Source organism: Catenuloplanes nepalensis (assembly GCF_030811575.1).
Lineage (GTDB): Bacteria > Actinomycetota > Actinomycetes > Mycobacteriales > Micromonosporaceae > Catenuloplanes > Catenuloplanes nepalensis.
Genome location: NZ_JAUSRA010000001.1, coordinates 9,203,797 through 9,221,445 on the forward strand (window position 1 = coordinate 9,203,797; position 17,649 = coordinate 9,221,445).

At 72.1% G+C, this 17,649-nt stretch carries 14 protein-coding genes; 8 read left to right on the plus strand and 6 right to left on the minus strand.

Annotation, left to right across the window (positions count from 1 at the left end):
* Nucleotides 1-290: 290 nt before the first annotated feature.
* The 3 genes from ahcY (at nt 291) to J2S43_RS40095 (ending at nt 3,210) form a co-directional block, all read left to right on the plus strand.
* A complete protein-coding gene (gene ahcY / locus J2S43_RS40085) occupies nt 291-1,763 on the plus strand; it encodes an adenosylhomocysteinase (RefSeq protein WP_306838468.1) in 1,473 nt (490 codons plus the stop codon).
* A gap of 342 nt (nt 1,764-2,105) precedes the next feature.
* Nucleotides 2,106-2,969, plus strand: coding sequence for a helix-turn-helix domain-containing protein (locus J2S43_RS40090; RefSeq protein ID WP_306838469.1), 864 nt, complete (start codon nt 2,106-2,108; stop codon nt 2,967-2,969).
* Between the two features lie 34 nt (nt 2,970-3,003).
* Nucleotides 3,004-3,210: a DUF397 domain-containing protein gene (locus J2S43_RS40095; protein ID WP_306838471.1), complete on the plus strand. Its 207-nt coding sequence runs from the start codon at nt 3,004-3,006 to the stop codon at nt 3,208-3,210.
* Nucleotides 3,211-3,253: 43 nt separating this feature from the next.
* Here the strand turns inward: J2S43_RS40095 and J2S43_RS40100 are convergent, their stop codons facing one another.
* On the minus strand, nt 3,254-4,267 hold the full coding sequence (locus J2S43_RS40100) for an RDD family protein (protein WP_306838473.1): 1,014 nt from the start codon (nt 4,265-4,267) through the stop codon (nt 3,254-3,256).
* 46 nt (nt 4,268-4,313) lie between these two features.
* Between J2S43_RS40100 and J2S43_RS40105 the strand changes: the two genes are divergently transcribed.
* Nucleotides 4,314-5,261: a stage II sporulation protein M gene (locus J2S43_RS40105; protein WP_306838474.1), complete on the plus strand. Its 948-nt coding sequence runs from the start codon at nt 4,314-4,316 to the stop codon at nt 5,259-5,261.
* A 1,466-nt stretch (nt 5,262-6,727) separates the two neighbouring features.
* On the opposite strand, the gene J2S43_RS40110 is transcribed toward J2S43_RS40105, so the two are convergent.
* The 5 genes from J2S43_RS40110 to J2S43_RS40130 are packed head-to-tail and all read right to left on the minus strand — an operon-like array spanning nt 6,728 to nt 12,074.
* Entirely contained in the window at nt 6,728-8,305 is a 1,578-nt protein-coding gene (locus tag J2S43_RS40110) for a DUF58 domain-containing protein (protein WP_306838475.1), read from the minus strand.
* A complete protein-coding gene (locus J2S43_RS40115) occupies nt 8,302-9,282 on the minus strand; it encodes an AAA family ATPase (RefSeq protein WP_306838476.1) in 981 nt (326 codons plus the stop codon). The genes J2S43_RS40110 and J2S43_RS40115 overlap by 4 nt, the downstream gene beginning before the upstream one ends.
* The gene (locus J2S43_RS40120; protein ID WP_306838477.1) at nt 9,279-10,601 is read right to left on the minus strand and encodes a DUF4350 domain-containing protein; all 1,323 of its coding nucleotides are present in this window, start codon (nt 10,599-10,601) and stop codon (nt 9,279-9,281) included. Before J2S43_RS40120 ends, J2S43_RS40115 begins: the two co-directional genes overlap by 4 nt.
* Nucleotides 10,598-11,173, minus strand: coding sequence for a DUF4129 domain-containing protein (locus J2S43_RS40125; protein WP_306838478.1), 576 nt, complete (start codon nt 11,171-11,173; stop codon nt 10,598-10,600). Before J2S43_RS40125 ends, J2S43_RS40120 begins: the two co-directional genes overlap by 4 nt.
* Before the next feature lie 49 nt (nt 11,174-11,222).
* Entirely contained in the window at nt 11,223-12,074 is an 852-nt protein-coding gene (locus tag J2S43_RS40130; RefSeq protein ID WP_306838479.1) for a hypothetical protein, read from the minus strand.
* Between the two features lie 192 nt (nt 12,075-12,266).
* Between J2S43_RS40130 and mtrA the strand changes: the two genes are divergently transcribed.
* The 4 genes from mtrA (at nt 12,267) to J2S43_RS40150 (ending at nt 17,392) form a co-directional block, all read left to right on the plus strand.
* Nucleotides 12,267-12,956 (plus strand): MtrAB system response regulator MtrA, encoded by a 690-nt coding sequence (gene mtrA / locus J2S43_RS40135; protein WP_306838480.1) that lies wholly within the window; start codon nt 12,267-12,269, stop codon nt 12,954-12,956.
* 214 nt (nt 12,957-13,170) lie between these two features.
* On the plus strand, nt 13,171-14,733 hold the full coding sequence (gene mtrB / locus J2S43_RS40140; RefSeq protein WP_370881824.1) for an MtrAB system histidine kinase MtrB: 1,563 nt from the start codon (nt 13,171-13,173) through the stop codon (nt 14,731-14,733).
* Nucleotides 14,730-16,568: an LpqB family beta-propeller domain-containing protein gene (locus J2S43_RS40145; RefSeq protein WP_306838482.1), complete on the plus strand. Its 1,839-nt coding sequence runs from the start codon at nt 14,730-14,732 to the stop codon at nt 16,566-16,568. Before mtrB ends, J2S43_RS40145 begins: the two co-directional genes overlap by 4 nt.
* 44 nt (nt 16,569-16,612) lie before the next feature.
* Entirely contained in the window at nt 16,613-17,392 is a 780-nt protein-coding gene (locus J2S43_RS40150) for a ComF family protein (protein WP_306838483.1), read from the plus strand.
* Nucleotides 17,393-17,649 lie beyond the last annotated feature (257 nt).

Sequence of the window (17,649 nt, forward strand, 5' to 3'; positions counted from 1 at the left end):
TCATGCTGTCCCGGATCGTGTGCGCCATTTGCGTACCCGTGCGAATCCTGATTTTTATGGTTTTTGGTTGACAGGCTGGTTGCTGAGTGTGAGGCTATAACTACGCAAGGCCACGGGGTGGCCACGCGGACATGCCAAACCGGGGGGATGCACGGGGCGGTCGGGACTCACGTCACCGACCGCCCCGTGCGCATGTCCGGACCCCCGTTGACCAGCGCGATTCCTCGGTCACAACCGGCAACGCGTAAGGTAGTGGGTCGGTCATCGGTGACGTATCGACAGGAGCTTTCATGACCAGCACCCTTCCCGTCCGCCCCCAGACCGTCGCTGAGGGCGACTACAAGGTGGCCGACCTGTCGCTCGCCGCCTTCGGGCGCAAGGAGATCCAGCTCGCCGAGCACGAGATGCCCGGCCTGATGTCGATCCGCCGCGAGTATGCCGACGCGCAGCCCCTGCGTGGCGCGCGGGTGACCGGTTCGCTGCACATGACGATCCAGACCGCCGTGCTGATCGAGACGCTGACCGCGCTCGGCGCCGAGGTCCGCTGGGCGTCCTGCAACATCTTCTCCACCCAGGACCACGCCGCCGCCGCGATCGTGGTCGGCCCGAACGGCACCCCCGAGGCGCCGTCCGGCGTGCCGGTCTACGCCTGGAAGGGCGAGACCCTGGAGGAGTACTGGTGGTGCACCGAGCAGATCCTGCTCTGGCCGGACGGCAAGGGCCCGAACATGATCCTGGACGACGGCGGTGACGCCACGCTCCTGGTGCACAAGGGCGCCGAGTTCGAGAAGCTGGGCGCGGTCCCGGCCGTCGACACCGCCGACTCCGAGGAGTACGCGGTCATCCTCGCGACGCTGCACAGGTCGCTCGCCGAGGACGCGCAGCGCTGGACGAACATCGCCGCCGGCATCAAGGGCGTCACCGAGGAGACCACCACCGGTGTGCACCGCCTCTACGAGATGCAGAAGGAGGGGCAGCTGCTCTTCCCGGCGATCAACGTCAACGACTCGGTCACCAAGAGCAAGTTCGACAACAAGTACGGCTGCCGCCACTCCCTGATCGACGGCATCAACCGCGCCACCGACGTGCTCATCGGCGGCAAGGTGGCCGTGGTCTTCGGCTACGGCGACGTCGGCAAGGGCTGCGCGGACTCGCTGCGCGGCCAGGGTGCCCGCGTCATCGTCACCGAGATCGACCCGATCTGCGCGCTGCAGGCCGCGATGGACGGCTACCAGGTCGCCACGATCGACGACGTGGTCGAGACCGCGGACATCTTCGTCACCGCGACCGGCTGCTTCAACGTCATCACCGCCGACCACATGGCGCGGATGAAGCACAACGCGATCGTCGGCAACATCGGTCACTTCGACAACGAGATCGACATGGCCGGGCTCTACCGGCGCGCGGACGTCGAGCGGATCAACATCAAGCCGCAGGTCGACGAGTTCAAGTTCGGCGACGGCCACTCGATCATCGTGCTGTCCGAGGGTCGTCTGCTGAACCTCGGCAACGCGACCGGTCACCCGTCGTTCGTCATGTCGAACTCGTTCGCGAACCAGACGATCGCGCAGATCGAGCTGTTCACGAAGCTCGAGGAGTACCCGATCGGCGTCTACGTGCTGCCGAAGCACCTGGACGAGAAGGTCGCCCGCCTGCACCTGGACGCGCTCGGCGTGAAGCTGACCGAGCTGACCAAGGAGCAGGCGTCGTACCTCAACGTGCCGGTCGAGGGCCCGTACAAGTCGGACCACTACCGCTACTGATCTCCGGCGGATGAAGATCAGGGGCGCCCGGCCACGGTGGGGCGCCCCTGATCTCTCCTACTACCGCGCCCGTATCGCAGGTCGCAGCGGTGTTGTTCACGCACGCACAACAGGAGGGGCGGAGGACCGGCGTTTGCCGCCGCCGGAACCCACCCCTCCTGAGCGTCGATCCCTCGGTGAGCATGCGGGGAGCCGCCGGTTGCCGCCGATGGCGCCCTGACTTAGTGCTCATTAGGCCACTTGCAGACCGCGGATGCAAGTGCAGATTGATGCTGGCTTGTTGCACTCGACACCGCCGTGGCCTGCACTGTCCTAATCGGATCTTGCAGTAACGTATTGCCGATGGCCGTTAAGCCCAGCCCCACCACCCTACGACGGCAGCTCGGTGCTGAGCTACGACGCCTCCGCGAGGCCACCCGCCGCACCGTGGCCGACGTGGCGCGCTCGCTCGGCTGGTCGGAGAGCAAGCTCAGCCGCATCGAGACCGCGCACACCGGCATCCGCAACCGCGACCTCGACGCGCTCCTCGACACCTACGACGTCCCCGACGACGATCGCCGCCGGATCCACGCGGTCGCGGTCCAGTCCCGCCAGCGCGCCTGGTGGGAGGCGTACGGCGACGTGCTCCCGGACGCGTACGAGACCTACATCGGCTTCGAGGCCGAGGTGGTCCGGCTCCGCGCGTACGAGGCGCTGCTCGTGCCCGGCCTGCTGCAGACCGACGAGTACGCGCGGGAGATCTTCCGGACCGACGGCCTGCGCCCCGACGGACGCCCGGCCCGGGACGACGAGATAGAGCAGCGCGCCGCGGTGCGGCTGGCCCGGCAGGCCGTGATCGGCCGGCAGCCCGCACCCGACCTCCTCTGGGTGCTCGACGAGGCCGTGCTGCGCCGCCGCGTGGGTGGCCGCGAGGTCCAGCGACGTCAACTGGGTCGCCTGGTCGAGGTCGCCGACCGGCCGAACGTCACCATTCTGGTGGTTCCCTTCGACGCCGGCGCACACTCCGGGCTCGCCGGATCGTTCTGCATCATGGACTTCGCCGGTGGGCAGCGACTCGTCTACGCCGATTCTCGGACCGGCGGAACCTTCCGCGAACAACCCGAGGAAGTGGACGGATACGCGACCAGCTTCGAAGGCCTGCGTGACGTCGCGTTGCCGCCGGAGAAGTCGATCGAGTTCATCCGGGCGGCAGCGGGCGAGATATAACCCCCGAACCCTTTCAGAGAGGATGGTGGCGCGGATGCTTGCCGCGTCCCACAGCCATGCCCTGCCATGGCGCAAGAGCAGTCGAAGTTCCTCCAACGGCGCCTGTGTCGAGGTCGCCGCGATGCCCGAGTCGGTGCACGTGCGGGACTCCAAGGACCCGGACGGCCCGATGCTCACGGTCGGCCACGATGCCTGGACGCACCTGATCGGTGTCGTCTCCGGCGGTCGTATGGCCCGGTAACGGTACGCGGAAACACCCCCGGCGGACGTATCCGCTGGGGGTCCTATTCGTTCTCCGGCGGTGACGCCGCGCGCAGCGTGCTGGCCATCGGCGGCGGGGTCATGCCGGTCCAGTCCGGGAGCTGATGCTCGACCTGCCACGGCGGACGCGGCCAGGTCTGGCTGGGCCACGCCGCGCGCGCGTCCGGCGGGACCGGGGGCAGCGGGCGGAAGCCGGGCTGCGGCAGGCTCGGCCAGAGCGCGGCCGAGACCGACCGGTTGCGGGCCAGCCGGTGCGTGGCGCGGCGGTGCCGCTCGGCCAGGACCGCGGCCAGGAAGGCCCAGTCCGGGACGCCGGGCGGCGGTGGCGGCGCGGTGACGGACGCGACCTCGGTCGCGAGCGCGCGCCCGAGACGGCTGCGGTCCGGCTCGACGAGCGCGCTGCCCCGGGACAGGAAGTGCCGGACCGCGAGCGCCAGGTCGTCGCCGAGCCCGGTCAGATCCAGCGTGAGCGCCCAGCCGGCCAGCGCGGGCGGCATGCCCGGCACCCAGCCCCAGCTGGTCGCGGCGCGGTCGTGGATGACGATGGTGCCGGCCGCGAGGTCGCCGAGCCGCTTGCCGAGCGGGTTGGTCAGCATCGTGAACAGGCTGGCGACCCAGGTGACCAGCGGCAGCACCAGACCCGGCCACTCCAGCGCCACGCCGACCAGCGCGCGGGTGAACGCGTGCCGCAGCTGGATCGGGCCGCCGTCGTCGCGGACCACCCGGATGCCGACCAGTGACTTGCCGGCGGTCCGCCCGCCGGACAGCGTCTCCGCCACCGTCGGGTAGCCGACCAGCACCAGCGCGGTCACGATGATGGTCAGCGCGCTCATCACGGCCTCGTCCACCCGGTTGAGCAGGCCGGCGATGCCCAGCACCAGCACCAGCACGGTCGTGATGGTCAGCGCGAGCCCGATCTGCACCACGATGTCGACCGCGAGCGCGAGCACCCGCGACCCCGGCCGGGCCACCCGGATCTCGACCTCGACCGCCTCGCCGGAGATCAGGCCGCCGGCCGCCGCATTCCCGTCCGCCACGCGCACAGTGAAACACTATGCCGGACGGCCGTGGGCAGGGGGACTAGTGGATCTTGATGCGTACGTGGCGGAGCACGACGGCGAGTGGCGCCGGCTGGAGCAGCTCTCCCGTGGCCGCCGGCTGACCCCGCCCGAGGTCGACGAGCTGCTCGCGCTCTACCAGCGCGCCACCACGCACCTGTCCGTGGTCCGCAGCCGCTCACCCGACCCGATCCTGGTCGCCCGGCTGTCCCGGCTGGTGCTGACCGCGCGCGCCGCGATCACCGGCGGCCGGCGCCTGCGCCTCGCCGACGCCGGCCGGTTCCTCACGCACGGCTTCCCGCGGGCCGTCTACCGCGCCTGGCCGTGGTGGTCCGGCGTGGCCGTGTCGTTCAGCGCGCTCACCGCGTTCCTCATGTTCTGGGTCTCCACCAATCCGGAGAGCGCCGCCGCGTTCATCGGCGAGGAGCGGGCGCGCAGCCTGGTGGAGAGCGAGTTCGCCGGCTACTACACCGAGTTCATGCCGGGCTCGTTCGCGTTCCACCTCTGGACCCACAACGCGTGGCTGGCCGCGCAGTGCCTGGCCTCCGGCGTACTCATCGTCCCGGTGATCTGGCTCCTCTGGCAGAACGCGCTCAACATCGGCGTGGTCGGCGGCGTCATGATCGACCACGGCAGTGCCGACCAGTTCTTCGGCCTGATCACCCCGCACGGCCTGCTCGAACTCACCGGCATCTTCGTCGCCGCGGGCGCCGGCCTGCGCATCGGCTGGGCCTGGATCGCGCCCGGTCCCGACCGCACCCGCGGCCGCGCCCTGGCCGAGACCGCACGCGAGGGCATGGTCGCGGCCGTCGGACTGATCGGCCTGTTCGCGGTCTCCGCGCTGATCGAGGCCCTGGTCACCCCCGCTCCCATGCCCACCGCGTTCCGCATCGGCATCGGCGCCATGGCGTGGCTCGCCTTCCTCGGCTACGTCCTCGTCCTCGGCTCCCGCCCAGAGCCGACAACCCACTAGCCCGCCCACGTTCCCCCGCTGGTTGGGGGCTGCGCCGCTGGTTGGGGGCTGCGCTGCTGGTTGGGGGCTGCGCTGCTGGTTGGGGGCTGCGCTGCTGGTTGGGGGCTGTGCCGCTGGTCGCGGGCTCCGCCGTCGGTTCCGCGGTCCGGCATCGGTCTCGCGCTCCGGCGGGCCCACGAGCCGCCGGTCTGGCGATCCGGCAACGGTTGCGCACTCCGCGGGCTGTCTCGCGCCCGATCGACGTGCAAGCGTTCTCCTTGCACACGATCGTCCATCGTCGGTCCCGAATGTTGGGCGCAATTCTCGCGATGCGGATGGTCTTCCGAAAGGTGGAACATTGCGACCAGCCCGTGGACTTGATCACGGAACAGGGGTACCCGCCGCCCGAAATATCATATTAAAGCGACTAGATCTCGTGCTGGATCATGACTAGTGATACATGAAGCACCTTATGAGCTCTCCATAAGGTGCTTCATGTATCACTAGTCGATTCGCGATCGAATTCCTCGTGGTTCTGTCCGCCGTAGTTAGAGGTCGGAGTGCAAAACACGCATACCGACGCCACGAAACCCACCCATGCGAAGCAGTCGGGCCGACGCAACCCGGCCACTCGGGAAACCCTTCCCCGGAGCCCGAGGCGCGCGCCGGCGGCAAACCCGAGACAGGACCAGGAGGTTTATTAAGCGCGGCGAGCCAGCACTGCGTTGCCGCAGTCCGGGCGGCCTGACAAGGGCGGCGCTAAATAAGCCTCAACTGCGCTAATTTCCTCAATAAGGCCAGATGTCGGGCGCGGTGCGCCCGATATTTTGAAAGGGGCCTGCCGGGGTGCCTTACTGCATACCTCGGTGCCTGGGTAAGGAGCGCTAGGCAAGGTGGTGCATCACTGATCCTTCGGTGCCAGGGTTAAGAATGCCTCGCGCGCTGAGGCAGCAAATGACTGATCTCGGGCGTGGATCGCCCGCCCGGATGGCTTTCGACGTCGAGACCATGAGGATTATTCGGCGCGTAGCGCGCCGGCAGCGCTGGCCTGCAGCGACGCGGCGTCGGCTCAGCCCGCTGAATAAGCCTCATGGAGGCTTATTCAGCGCGGCGACCTAACGCCGTGTCGCCGCAGGCTAGCGCTGCCGGGGGCAGCGTGCTGAATAGCCCTCCATGAGGCTTATTCGGCGCCGCCCTCGTCAGACCGCGTGGCCTGCGGCAACGCGGTGCCGGTTCGCTGCGCTGATAAGCCTCCATGATGCCGGAACACCGGTCGATGCCAGAACCTCAGGCGCGAGGCGCAACCCGGGCCAAGGCATCCGGGCCGCTCACTGAACCTTCGGCGTCAGGGCGAGCGGTGCTCCGCAGCGGCGAACCCCTATAGCGTGAAATTTCGGGCGCGCAGCGCCCGGACCACCAGCGTCGCTCGCACCTCGACTCCGAAAGCTCAGCAAGGCGCATCGAGACCTCAGCAAGGCAGGCGCCGGTTACAGGCGGCCGGCTGCCTTGAGGGTGAGGTAAGCGTCGCTGACGCGGGAGGCGAACTCGTCCAGCGGAGCGTCGACCACGTCGACGCCGTGGCGGGTGAGCGCGGCGCGGACTCGGTTGCGCTCGGCGTACGCCTGGTGGGCGGCGGCCGCGGCATAGGCCTGCTCGGGAGTGTCCGGCGGGCGGGCGGTGAGTGCGGCCAGCGCGGGATCGTGCACGGACGCGAGGATGACCTTGTGGCGCGCGGCCAGGCGCGGCAGCACCGGGAGCAGCCCTTCGCCGAGCGGACCCGGTTCCAGCGTGGTGAACAGTACGACCAGCGCCCGCTTTCGTTCGCGTCGCAGGATCTCGCCGACGACCAGTTCGAAGTCGGTCTCGACCAGCGCCGGCTGCAACGGAGCGACCGCGTCCACCAGCCGGGGCAGCAGCGCTTCGCGTCCGGCACCGGAGACGGCGGCACGCACCGCGGTGTCCACGGCCAGCAGATCCACCCGGTCACCGGCCCGGGCGGCGAGCACGGCCAGCAGCAGCGCGGCGTCGATCGCCGCATCCAGCCGAGGCTCCCCGTGCTGCGGCACCCGCGCATCCGCCGGGGGAGTAACCGCGAAGGGATCCGCGCCGAAAGAAGCCGCGCCGGAAGGCGCCGCGCCGGAAGGCGCCGCGCCGGCGTGCCCTTCACCGGCGGGAGACACGCCGAACGGCGAGACACCGGACGGAGACGCGCCGAACGGCGAGACACCGGACGGAGACGCGCCGAACGGCGAGACACCGCCGGAAGGCTCGGAAAGCCCCGAAGCCCCGGCCAGCCACGAGCGCCGTCCCCCCGGCGCGGCCGTGCGGTCGACGCGGGCCGCCGACGTCCGGCCGGTGTCGATCACGCACAGCACCCGGCGGTCCCTCTCGGGGCGCCACGTGCGGACCAGCACGTCGGAGCGGCGCGCGCTGGCCCGCCAGTCGATCGAGCGGACGTCGTCGCCGACCACGTACTCGCGCAGCGCGTCGAACTCCGTGCCCTGCCCGCGGCCGCGGGTCACCGTGGACCCGTCCAGGATCCGCAGCCGGGACACCTTCTCCGCGAGGAACCGCCGCGACTCGAACCGCGGCAGCGTGCGCAGCGTCCACTCCGGCGTCACCGGACGGCCCGCGAGCTGCCGGAACGCGAGCCGCAACGGCCCGTGCGAGCGCACGGTGACGCGCACCGCGGGCCGGTCGCCGCGCCGGGTGGGCCGCAGCCGGTTCTCCACGACCGCGGTCTCGCCCGGCTCGACCTCCAGCCGGTGCACACCGCGTTGCGCCCCGGCCGACGGCACCCAGTCGTCGCGGATCTCGGCGCGCAGCGTGCGTACCCCCTGGTTGTGAATGTGCAGTTGAACGACGGCCGAGTCGCCGAGCCGGACCGCCCGCTGACCGGAACGGGTGAGCGTGACGTGCCGGAGCGCCGCCGCGGCCCGGAAGTCGAGCGCGGCCAGCGCGGCCACGGCCGTGAGCACGACGGCGAGGCCGATCCACGGCCACGGCCAGAGCGGCATGCTGAGGGCGCCGGCGGCCAGCAGCAGCGCGGCACGCCACGTGATCATCGTGGTGCCGGGACGGACGCGAGCACCGACTCCAGCACCGCGTCCGTGGTCACGCCCTCCAGCTCGGCCTCGGGGCGCAGCCGGACGCGGTGCCGGAGCGTGGCGCGCGCGACCGACTTGACGTCGTCCGGCGTGACGTAGTCCCGGCCGGCCAGCCAGCCCCACGCCTTCGACGTGTTCAGCAGCGCGGTGGCGCCGCGCGGGGACGCGCCCAGCTCGAACGCGGGCGAGACGCGGGTGGCGCGGCAGATGTCGACCATGTAGGCCAGCACCGGGTCCGCGACCGCGACCCGGGCGACGGCGGCACGCCCGGCGTTCAGGTCGGCGACCGTGGCGACCCGCTGGACGCCGGCGGCGGCGAGGTCACGCGGGTCGAAGCCGGCGTGGTGCGCGCGCAGCACGCCCAGCTCCTCGTCGCGGCTGGGCAGCGGCACGGTCAGCTTCAGCAGGAACCGGTCGAGCTGTGCCTCCGGCAGGGGGTAGGTGCCCTCGTACTCGACCGGGTTCTGGGTGGCGGCCACGATGAACACGTCCGGCAGTGGGCGCGGTGTGCCCTCGACCGAGACCTGCCGCTCCTCCATGACCTCCAGCAGCGCGGACTGGGTCTTCGGCGGCGTCCGGTTGATCTCGTCGGCGAGCAGCAGGTTCGTGAAGACCGGCCCGTTGCGGAACTCGAACTTCGCGGTGTGCGGGTCGTAGACGAGCGAGCCGGTCACGTCGCCGGGCATCAGGTCCGGCGTGAACTGCAGACGCTTCGCGTCCAGGTCGAGAGCCGCCGCCACGGTACGGATGAGCAGCGTCTTCGCCACGCCGGGCACGCCTTCGAGGAGGACATGACCGCGGCACAGCAGCGCGATGAGCACGCCGGTGACCACGGAGTCCTGGCCGACCACCGCCTTGGCCACCTCGGCGCGCAGCCGGTGCAGCGGCTCCCGGGCGTCGTCGGTGGTCGCCACCGCGAGCGCGTTCTGGGTCACCGGTCGTCTCCTTCGTGTGTCACGGCGGTGGTCAGCTCGTGCAGCGCGCGGGCCAGCCAGACCAGCTCACTGTCGTCGGTCACCTGGAAGTCGTACAGCACGCGGCGCACCTGGAGTTCGTCCGACCGCAGGTGCGCGGCGACGGCGGCGCTCAGGTCGGCGTCCGCGGTGAGCCGCAGCCGGTGGGTGAGCCGCTGCCGGGCGGCCTCGCGGAGTATCTCCGCGCTGTGCGGCGCCGCGCGCGCCCGCCGGTAGAGGCGGCCCCGGCCGAGCACGGTCTCGTGCGCGCGGACCTGGACCGGCAGCGGCTCCACGACCGGCGGGCCGAGGCGGCGGGCCCGCCACAGCGCGGTGGCCAGGGCGGCCGCGGCGAGCAGCACCAGCATGGCCCAGAACCAGGGCGGGAACGCGTCCAGCACCGGGTTGCTGTCCGGCGGGGACGGTCCGTCCGCGCGCTGATCCCCGCCCGGCGACTCGGGGTCGTCGTCGCCCTGTCCGCCGCCCGGCCGGGGGCTGCCGGTCGGGCCGGGCCGGTCGTAGGGGCCGGTAGTGGAGCTGTCGTCCGGGACGTCGGGGTAGAGCGACGGTGGCGCCTCCGGGCCCTCCGGCCGGGACGAGGCGTAGAGCGGCGGCGGCTCCAGCCGGTGCCGGTCCAGCCAGATCATCCGCCCGCGCGCGCCGAGCAGCCCGACCGCGAGCCGTTCGTTGCCGTGCTCGCGGATCCGGTCGTTACGGAACGGGTCGCCGGCGCCGATCACGTACGTCTCGGCCGCGAGGTCGTGCGCGCGGATCAGGCCGTGGCCGTAGCAGGCCGGGCCGCTGCCGGCGTAGCGCTGGCGGAGCGCGGCCGCGGTCCCGGCGTCGCGGGCCTCGTCGATGCGGCACGGCGCCGGCTGCTCCGCGTCCGGCGGGACCGCCTTGGTGGTCCACCGCCGGCTCTGCGCGGTGATGCCGAGCCCGGCCGCGCGCAGTGCCGGGCCGGCGGGCGCGACCAGCACGATCCGGGTGGTGGGCGGCAGGAGGTCGAGCATGCGCAGGTATTCCGGGTGGATCGCCTCGGGCGCCGGGATGAACAGCGTGGCGTTGCCGCGGTACGCCTCGACCAGCGCGTCCGAGGTCCGGGTCAGGTGCTTCACGTCGACGCCGGAGCCGCGCAGGGCCCGGTCCAGCGCGCTGCCGCCGACCGCGGACGTGACGGCCGGGGACAGGTAGTCCTCCGCGGACGGGTCCGGCTCCTCGATCGCGTAGGTGACGCCGGTGGTCAGCAGCAGGAGCAGCGCGATCGTGACCGGGATGATGATCCGGTAGCGGCGTTTCACCGGTCGCCATCCTTCAGCGCCGCGCCGAGCTCGGTGGAGAGGTCCCGCATGCGCCGGTCGTGGCCGGGCTCGGCCGGGCGCTGGCCGTACCAGATGTCGGAGAAGATCGTCCCGGCGGTGCGCAGCGGCCCGTCGAGCGCGGGCCGGGCGCGCGCGGCGGCACCGGCCAGCTCGGTGACGGTCCACTCCGGGTGGTGCTCGATGACGTGCTGCTCGACCAGCTCGCGGACCATCGCGCGGTGCCGTTCCCGGACCGCCTCGGCGTATCGGCCCTCGGCGGCATACCGGTCGGCGAGCGTGGTCAGCGAGCGGGACGGCATGGTCGGCAGCGTGTCGATCTCCACGGTCTCGACCGCGTCGGCCGGGGCCGGGCGCGGCGTGCGCCGGCGGCGCTTCCACCGCCATCGGGGCAGGCGCGGGCGGGGGAGGCGGCGCGGCACCCAGGCCGGGTACGCGTACCAGAGGATCGCGACCACGAACGCGGTGATCAGCAGGATCAGCATGGCGGTGCCGGCGCCGATCGCGTCGTCGATCGTCCCCACCGTCTCGGTCCACCACCGGCTGAAACTCATGCCGGGCTCCCGGCGATGCGCCGGTGCCGCCGGGTGGTCGCGCGCCCGCTCACGGCAGCGCCCCCTGTGCGAGCGAGGCCGGGGTGACCGGCCCGTGCGTGCGGGCCCGGGCGAGCCGGATGTCCAGCCCTTCGGTCCGCATGCGGGTCTCCAGGTAGACGACCGCGTCGAGGCAGGCGAGCGTGGGGTAGGCGATCGTGTTCGCCAGCGTCCAGACGACGAAGCCGAGCGGCGCGGCCCAGGCCGGGTGGGTGAGCCCGAGCAGGTCCATGGTGTAGACGCCGGAGATCGCGAGCGCGATGCGCATGGCCAGCCAGCCGGCCGCGCCCAGCAGCCGGACCCAGACCCCGCGCGCGCTGTGCCGGGTCGCGATCGACACCCCGCGCGCGATCGCGCGCCCGGCCGGCACCCGGTCCACCAGCAGCACCGGGATGATCAGGCCGGTCAGCCCGTAGACGATGGGCCAGACCGCGACCGTGGACCCGGCGAAGAGCGTGAGCACGCCGACGAGCGCGGCGACTCCCACGATCGGGCCGAGCCGGAGTCCGCGCGGGGTGAGCACCCGGCGGGCGGGCAGTCGCGTGCCGAGCAGCGCGGCCGACGCTGCCCGCGCGGCGAACCCGCCGAGCAGCAGGATCGCGATCGCCTCGGTGGCCGCGCCGACCACCAGCAGGACCCAGAACCGATCAAGATCTTCCCACTGGGGTACGTACGTGGGCGGGTGCGCGTTGGCCCAGATCCGGACCGGGGCGAGCGCGATCTGCTCCGCGGCGGCCAGCAGCAGGCCGGCAGGCAGCAGGGCGCGCGCGTTGTCGCGCAGCACGCCGACCGCGGCGTCCAGCAGCTCACCGACGGTGAGGGGACGCAGCGGAAGCGCGGCGGACGGGCCGGCGTGATCCAAACCGAGGGCTCCCTGGGACGGGGATTGCTGGGGCAATCCTGGCACGCCCGCACACACCCGGCCGCCGGGTGCCCAGGTCACGGAAAAACCGCCCGGAAGATCCTAAGATCACCCGATTCGGTACGGACGGTTGGCAAGGACCGTCGGCGGGCGTCACGCGGTTCCGGGCGAGGAAGTGCGATATTGGACGCCATGAGAGCCCGGGTCCTGGTGGTCGACGATGATCCAGCGTTGGCGGAGATGCTCGGCATCGTGCTGCGCAGCGAGGGATTTCTGCCGTCGTTCGTGTCCGACGGTGAGCGCGCACTCGCCGCGTTCCGCGAGAGCAGGCCGGACATCGTCCTGCTCGACCTGATGCTGCCCGGTATGAGCGGGATCGACGTGTGCCGGTCGATCCGCTCCGAGTCCGGTCTGCCGATCGTGATGCTGACCGCGAAGAGCGACACCGTCGACGTGGTCCTCGGCCTGGAGTCCGGCGCCGACGACTACGTGGTGAAGCCGTTCAAGCCGAAGGAGCTGGTCGCCCGCATGCGGGCGCGGCTGCGCCGGGGCGAGGACGCGGCGCCGGAGCTGCTGACGATCGGCCCGCCGACGAACCAGATCACGATCGACGTGCCCGCGCACACGGTCAGCCGCGACGGCGAGGAGGTCAAGCTCACGCCGCTGGAGTTCGACCTGCTGGTGGCGCTGGCCCGCAAGCCGCGCCAGGTCTTCACCCGCGAGGTGCTGCTGGAGCAGGTGTGGGGTTACCGGCACGCGGCGGACACGCGGCTGGTCAACGTGCACGTCCAGCGCCTGCGCGCCAAGATCGAACCGGACCCGGAGCGACCGGAGATCATCTTGACCGTCCGCGGCGTGGGCTACAAGGCGGGGAACGGCTAGCCTGTACGGCGTTGTGACCCGTAGCTCTCCGATGACGCTGATCCGACGACTCGCCGCCTCCCGCGCGGTCGCCGCGCTGGGTGCTGCCCTGGTCCGGCTGCGCGACTCCGGTCCCGGCCGGGTCGTCGGCGGCTGGTGGCACGCGCTCGCCTGGCGGGCCGGCCGGGTCGCGGCCGTCGTCCGTCAGGCCTGGCGCCGCTCGCTGCAGCTGCGCATGGTCGCCATCACGCTCATCGCGTCCAGCGTGCTGGTCGGCGTGTTCGCGTTCGTGGTGGCCAACCGGGCCAGCACGATCCTGCTCGACCAGGCCACCGCGAACGCGGAGGCGCAGCTCAACGCGGGCGAGATCTGGGCCGACTCGCAGCTCGGCGTGCACAACCAGGCGTTCGACCCGGAGTTGCAGAGCACGATGCTGAGCACGGTCGGTTACCTGGTCGGCGGCGAGACCAGCCAGGTCAGCGGCCGGATCTGGTCGCTCCGGGCGTACGGGGTGTCCGGCCTGCAACCGGTCACCGCGCCGCAGGTCGACGACGTCTCCCAGGTGATCACCCGCGAGCTGGAGACCAGCGTCGCGACCGAGGGCCCGTCGTCGCAGATCCGGACCGCGTCGCTGAACGGCGGCGAGCCGCAGAAGTACCTCGTCTACGGCACGCCGGTGCTCACCGGCTTCGGCCAGGTCGAGCTGTACTACGTGGTGCCGCTGACCGCGGAGGACCAGGCGGCCAACGAGATCCGCACGACCGTGCTGGTCACCGGCGCCGCGCTGGTGGTGCTGCTGGTCATCCTGACCGCGCTGGTCACCCGCCTGGTGGTGGCGCCGGTCCGGGTCGCGGCCCGCACCGCGCAGCGCCTCTCGGCCGGCCTGCTCGATCAGCGGATGGCGGTCAACGGCGAGGACGACCTGGCGCTGCTCGGCGCGTCGTTCAACCAGATGGCGGCGAACCTGCAGCGGCAGATCGTCCGGCTGGAGGAGATGTCCCGGCTCCAGCGCCGCTTCACCTCGGACGTCTCGCACGAGCTGCGGACGCCACTGACCACGGTGCGGATGGCCGCCGACCTGATCTTCGCGGAGCGCGACGAGTTCGACCCGGCGGTCGCGCGCAGCGCCGAGCTGCTGCAGAACGAGCTGGACCGCTTCGAGAACCTGCTCACCGACCTGCTGGAGATCAGCCGGTTCGACGCCGGGTTCGCGATGCTCGACTCCGAGCCGACCGACCTGGTCCCGATCGTGGAACGGGTGACCGAGCGCCTGGCCGGGCTGGCCGAGCGCGTCGGCGTACCGCTGGATGTCGAGTTCCCGGAGACGCCGATCGTCGCGGAGGTCGACCCGCGCCGCGTCGAGCGGATCCTGCGGAACCTGGTCGGCAACGCGATCGAGCACGGCGAGGGCAAACCGGTCCGGGTGCGCATGCGCGCGGACGAGTCCGCCGTGTCGATCACGGTCCGCGACCACGGCGTGGGCCTGAAGCCGGGCGAGGAGAAGCTGGTCTTCAACCGGTTCTGGCGCGCCGACCCGTCCCGGGCCCGGCAGACCGGCGGCACCGGTCTCGGCCTGTCGATCAGCGTGGAGGACGCGCGCCTGCACGGCGGCTGGCTGGAGGCGTGGGGCGCGCCCGGCGCGGGCGCCCAGTTCCGCCTGACCCTGCCGAGCCGCGCCGGTGACCGGCTCACCGCGGCGCCGCTGCGCCTGGTCCCGGACGATCTGCCGCCGCGCGCGACCGAGTCACCGCTGGCCGTGAGCGAGCTGCGCCGGGTCACCGAGGAGGTGCAGTCGTGAGAAGGGTCACAGCCACCGCGGCTGCGGTGCTGCTGCTGACGGCCGGGCTGACCGGCTGCGGCATCCCCGGAGAGACCGACGTGCAGGTGCACGGCGAGAAGCCGTCGCCGGACGCCCCGGGCGGCGTCGACCCGATCATGCCGATCGACCGGTCGAACGGCACCACGACCTCGGCCCAGCTCGCCGTGACCTCCATGCTGGCCGCGTCGGCCGGCGACCAGGAGAAGGCGGTGGACCGCGCGCGGTCGTTCCTCTCGCCGGCCCGGCAGCCGGGCTGGAAGCCGTCCAGCGAGATCAACATCGTTCGGCTGACGGAGCCGATCGTGACCACCGCGCTGGAGTCGTACACGACGGTCGTGATCAAGGTGCAGCACCTCGGCGTGCTGACCGCGAACGGCTCGGTGGAGCCGCCGAACAACGAGGAGACCGAGTACACGTTCACGGTCAGCCAGATCGCGGGGCAGACCGGCTACTGGGTGCTCGACGCGCCGCCGCTGCTGCTGCTCCCGGACACGGAGCTGGAGAACCGGTACACCAGAGCGCCGGTCTACTTCTGGAACAAGGAGCGGACCGCGCTCGTACCGGACCTGCGCTGGCTGTCGCTGAGCGTCTCCGTCGAGCGCCGCCCCACCGAGCTGCTGGAGTGGCTCGGCGTCGGCCCGTCCGCGCTGGTCGGTCAGGCGGCCGACGGGCTCCCGGCGAACGTCAAGCCGAAGGGCAACGTGCCGAAGGCGGCGGACGGCGACCCGCTGGAGGTGAACCTGAGCGCCGAGGCCGGCGCGCTGGACGACGACGCGATCTGGCAGCTCGGCGCCCAGCTGCACTGGACGCTGCGCGACTACGCCGGCGACGGCGTCCAGGTGAAGGTCGAGGGCCAGGCGCGGGCCACGTTCGCCGCCGACGCCCGCGTGCTGGGCGCGAACCCGTCGTCGGAGCTGATCGACGACCCGAGCCGGTTCGCGATCTACGACGGCCGGATCACGCGGATGGGCGGCACGCAGACCCAGGCCCCGGTCCCGACCGGCGACACGCCGCTGGTCACACCGGAGACGAACACCGGCGTCAGCGTCGCGTCGTTCTCCCGGTTCGGTCAGCGCACGGTCGGCGCCTGGGTGCGCGATCGGGGCAACGGCGAGGGCCGGGAGCTGGTCATCAACGCCGAGGCCCCGACCAAGCTGCTGCGGATCCCGCTCGGCGACGCCGCGGCCGGCCGCCCGGTCTGGCTCTGGACGCCGGGCGCGACCGCGGACCAGCGGCCGGAGAGCCTGATCGGCCTGATCGTGGTGAACGGGCGGCTGCAGCAGTTCGGCACCCAGGAGGCGCGACTGACGCCGGTCGCGCTGAGCAGTCAGCCGGGCCCGGGGATCACGGCCATGGCGGTGTCGTACGACGGCCAGCGGATCGCGCTGGTCTCCGGCGGCCGGGTGTTCGTCACCGCGCTGATCCGCGCGGACGCCGGCGTCAAGGCCGGCACCGTCATACGCGAGGTGCCCACGTCGCTGACCGCCATCACGGCCGTGGACTTCGCGGGCGAGGATCTGCTGATGGTGGCCGGCCAGAACGGGTCGCAGAGCGCGGTCGTCGAGGTCACCGTGGACGGCGTGGACGAGCAGGACCGGGCGACCGGCCTCGGCTCCGCGCAGGTCACCTACCTCGCGGCGTACCCGGTGAACCCGGCCCGGCCGAACAGCGGCGGCAGCCAGGCGGCCTACGTCGCGAACAACCTCGCCTACAACCTGCTGTCCACCTCGCTCCAGATCGAGACGAGGCAGCTGTCGCAGCCGCCCGCGGATGCGGTGGACAACAAGATCAGCGCCCCGTTCTTCCTGGAGTGAGACGCGCCCCCTACGGTGCGTGATCAAGCCCTATCCTTCCGGGAATGCGCGCCGGACTCTGGGCCACGCTGACCGATCTGGTGCTGCCGTCCGCCTGCGCGGGCTGCGGCGCCACCGGCCGGGCACTGCGCCGCGCGGTCTGCGCCGAGTGCGCGGCCGCGCTGCGCGGGCTCCGGCCGTTCGCCACCCGCCCCGACCCGGCGCCGTCCGGCTTCCCGCCGTGCGCCGCGCTCGGGCCGTATGCGGGCGTGCTGCGCGCCGCCCTGCTCGACTACAAGGAACGCGGCCGGCGGTCCCTGGCCCGCCCGCTGGGCATGCTGCTCGGCGACGTGGTGGCCGCGGCCGCGCCCGGCCCGGCCGTGGTACTGGTGCCGGTCCCGTCCACGCCGCGGGCCGTCCGGGAGCGGCAGGGCGACCACCTGGCCGCGCTGGCCGGCTGGGCCGCGTCCCGGCTGCGTGCGGCGGGCGTGCGCACCACGGTGGCCCGCCCGCTGACCGCCCGGTCCCGCGCGGACTCGACGGAACTCTCCGCGGCCGGGCGGCTGGCCGAGGCGACGGCCAAGTTCGGGCTCCGCGCACGGGCGGCGGCCCGGCTGCGCGACACGCCCGGGCCGACAATCCTGATCGACGACATCGTGACCACCGGGGCGACGCTCGCGGTGATCGCGGAGCGGTTGCGGGCGGCCGGCGTGGCGGTGACCGGCGCCGCCGTGCTCGCCGCAACGTTGAGGCGCACGCCTTTGTCCCCCGAACGTGCCGGATGCGCGAATCTTCTCGACACGGTCTTGGGAACGGAGCGTGACGCAAGCCGGAACACGGGTTAGCGTTTGTATAGCGGGGGTATGACCCCAAGATCTACCGCCGCTGGGGCGATTTTCCGTGCCCCGCTGGCCGGGCAGGTCAGCACCGCGGTCGGCCGCGCAGGCCGGACCGCCCGCCGAGAGGAGGCTACGCCGCGTTTTCGGAGGCCGGTCGAGATTCCCCAGCGCGCCGCCGTCATGCAGGTGACCGCGCCGGACCGTTCTCCGCCTCGTCAGACCAGTTCAAGCCCAGATCTGTGGCCGCCGGATCTCCGGTGGTC

Bases quoted from the DNA above. Each gene is read 5' to 3' on its own strand.
- J2S43_RS40090 (WP_306838469.1), top strand. From the start codon at position 2,106: ATGGCCGTTAAGCCCAGCCCCACCACCCTACGACGGCAGCTCGGTGCT.
- J2S43_RS40125 (WP_306838478.1), bottom strand. From the start codon at position 11,173: ATGAGTTTCAGCCGGTGGTGGACCGAGACGGTGGGGACGATCGACGAC.
- J2S43_RS40150 (WP_306838483.1), top strand. From the start codon at position 16,613: ATGCGCGCCGGACTCTGGGCCACGCTGACCGATCTGGTGCTGCCGTCC.
- J2S43_RS40110 (WP_306838475.1), bottom strand. From the start codon at position 8,305: ATGATCACGTGGCGTGCCGCGCTGCTGCTGGCCGCCGGCGCCCTCAGC.
- mtrA (WP_306838480.1), top strand. From the start codon at position 12,267: ATGAGAGCCCGGGTCCTGGTGGTCGACGATGATCCAGCGTTGGCGGAG.
- J2S43_RS40095 (WP_306838471.1), top strand. From the start codon at position 3,004: ATGCTTGCCGCGTCCCACAGCCATGCCCTGCCATGGCGCAAGAGCAGT.
- ahcY (WP_306838468.1), top strand. From the start codon at position 291: ATGACCAGCACCCTTCCCGTCCGCCCCCAGACCGTCGCTGAGGGCGAC.
- mtrB (WP_370881824.1), top strand. From the start codon at position 13,171: ATGGTCGCCATCACGCTCATCGCGTCCAGCGTGCTGGTCGGCGTGTTC.